This window comes from Colwellia sp., from assembly GCF_013215345.1.
Lineage (GTDB): Bacteria > Pseudomonadota > Gammaproteobacteria > Enterobacterales > Alteromonadaceae > Colwellia.
This window is the reverse complement of the sequence record NZ_JABSOV010000243.1, coordinates 1-2339: the sequence shown is the minus strand read 5'-3', so window position 1 is coordinate 2339 and position 2339 is coordinate 1. Positions and strand designations below refer to the sequence as shown.

2 protein-coding genes are annotated in these 2339 nt (G+C 40.5%); both read right to left on the bottom strand.

The window, feature by feature from the left end:
* Positions 1-102 precede the first annotated feature (102 nt).
* Positions 103-1593: a M20/M25/M40 family metallo-hydrolase gene (locus tag HRT50_RS18655; protein ID WP_291617308.1), complete on the bottom strand. Its 1491-nt coding sequence runs from the start codon at positions 1591-1593 to the stop codon at positions 103-105.
* 38 nt (positions 1594-1631) lie between these two features.
* Positions 1632-2165, bottom strand: a complete 534-nt coding sequence (locus HRT50_RS18650; protein ID WP_291617305.1) for a YaeQ family protein — start codon at positions 2163-2165, stop codon at positions 1632-1634.
* Positions 2166-2339: the final 174 nt, after the last annotated feature.

Here is a 2339-nt window from a genome sequence, read left to right as displayed (position 1 = left end):
AGTTAGTTATTTAACTCCCTAGCGACAATCATTACTCTTTAACTCATTAAATAAACTAAGCCTTTAGCTAAGCTTCCTAGCAAAAGTCCCTAGTAACAGCACCTAGTAAATAAGTCCGTTACGTTTTACTTTGTTAGCATCAATACGTGAAGGTGTAATTGAACCGTCAACCAGTGGCGTTGTCGCTATTGCCAACATTTTAATAACTTGCAACATTGATGGTAAGTTCAAGCTGTTAATATCATCGGTGACTTGATGATAATGTTGGTCCTTGTCGAGTTGAGTACTACTAAAGCTATGTGCAGGAACACCTAGTCGAGCTAAGGTGGCATTATCCGAGCGATAGAATAAGTTTTGTTTAGGATAAGGGTCGGCATAAACTTTTAAGTTTTGTGGTGCCAGCGCTTGGTTTAATTGCTCACCAAGATTTGATCTATCCATACCCGTCATCCAGACAGTACCTTCACCAAAGACCGCAGGTTTACCAATCATTTCAATGTTAATCATGGCGGTAATTTGCTGTGGGTCTACTTGGCTAGAAAAATGACGTGAGCCAAAACCACCAATCTCTTCGGCACTAAAAGCGGCGAACATTAAGGTTCTTTCATTATTGCCCATTTTGGCAAAATGATTGGCTAAATTGATAATGGCGGAAACACCTGAAGCATCATCATCGGCACCATTAAATATTTGATTACCTTGCTGGGCTTTATTGCTAGGTGTTCCATCAACACTCGGTTTAACACCTAAGTGATCATAATGTGCGGAATAAAGTACAATCTCATTTGGCTTGCTTTTACCGGGTAAAATGCCAACGACATTATTTAAGCTAGTATCAGTAACCTTGGCATTGCCTTTAACGCTAAAAGATTTTACTTTGCTAATGTCCGTTAACGCGACAACTATCACGCCGCCTTGTGCATTTTCACTTTCTGCGCCATTTTCTAAGTTACTACCTATATGGCTAACTAACTTAGTTAGCCCGCGAGCAAAGTAACTTTGATAACGCTTGAAGCTCTTTTCATGTTTTGGGTGTAGTAAAACTAGATGCTGACCACCTTGGTTATTTAATTCACGTAGCGATTTACGTAAATTATCATTTTCACCAATCATCACTGTATTGACCGTTTGGCTTTTACTGCCAGAGCTAAGCTGCCATGCAATGTCTGCTTCTGTTGTTGCCATTGCTAATGATTCACTGGCAATAACTTGACCATTAATTTTAACACTAAGCGCAGCCGGGGTTATCTTTTGCACTGAATAATATTGTTTAAAGTTTGGTGCGCTCTGTGCTGGCACTAGGCCAACTTCGTTAAAGCGTTTAGCGATAAAGTCAGCTGCTTGGCGGATTTCCAAGGTGAAGTTACTTCTGCCTTTAAGTTCATCACTGGCTAGGTAAGTAACATCTTTAGTCACTTGCGCTAGGGTGATGGTGTTATCTATGTTCGCCTCAACACTTTTCTGGCTATTCTCGCCAGAGCCAAAATCTATATTACTACAGCCGGTTAGCGATAAACTGGCTAGCGCGACTAACGTTAGTGATGTTGCCAAGATAACGGGCTTTAAGCGCACTTTAGTACAGGATCTAGTCATTGTTTTTGTTGTTCTTTTCGTCATGATAGGCGAGTCTCTTACTTGAGTTTAATGGTTTCAACCAATAGGGTTTCTTCACCAGAAGTTAACCACATTTGGCCATCTTGAATACTGCATTGAAAATCCATATTTCGGCTAAGTAGCTTAACTAAAGCTTCACAGGTACTTGGCTCGAATTGCTCTATGGTTAAGCGGTCAAATTTATTCATGTTTTGCTCAACTTGTGACCACCAAGTATTCACGCTAGTGCCATAACAATAAAGCTTTACCGCTTTTGCTTGGTTACAGGCTTTTTTCAGGCGTTTTTCATCCAGTTGACCTAGTTCAATCCACAGGCTAATTTCATCACTGTAATTAACTTGCCAAAGTGCGGCTTCGGTTTCATCACTCAAACCTTTACCAAACCTTAAGTCTTGGTGAGCATTGAGGATAAACGCCATTAAACGCACCATTACTCGTTGTGGCGTTTCAGAAGGGTGTTGGGCGATGGTAAGTTGCAAGCTGTCGTAATAATTACGATCCATATCGGCAAGTTCGATATTGGCTTTGTATATAGTTGCTTTAAGGGCCATGTCTGCTTAGAGGTAATAAATAATGGCGGTATCATAACAGCATGCTGCTGACTTGCCAAAAGAGAGCGAAATAGAAAGTTAAGCGAGAGATAAATGCCACGGCAAGATCATTATAAATTGAACTTATAGAACATGTAGCGATCAGATCAAGGCATAATAATCACCTTGGTCACC

Coding starts and splice junctions, on each gene's coding strand:
- HRT50_RS18655 (WP_291617308.1), bottom strand. CDS start 1,593: ATGACTAGATCCTGTACTAAAGTGCGCTTAAAGCCCGTTATCTTGGCA.
- HRT50_RS18650 (WP_291617305.1), bottom strand. CDS start 2,165: ATGGCCCTTAAAGCAACTATATACAAAGCCAATATCGAACTTGCCGAT.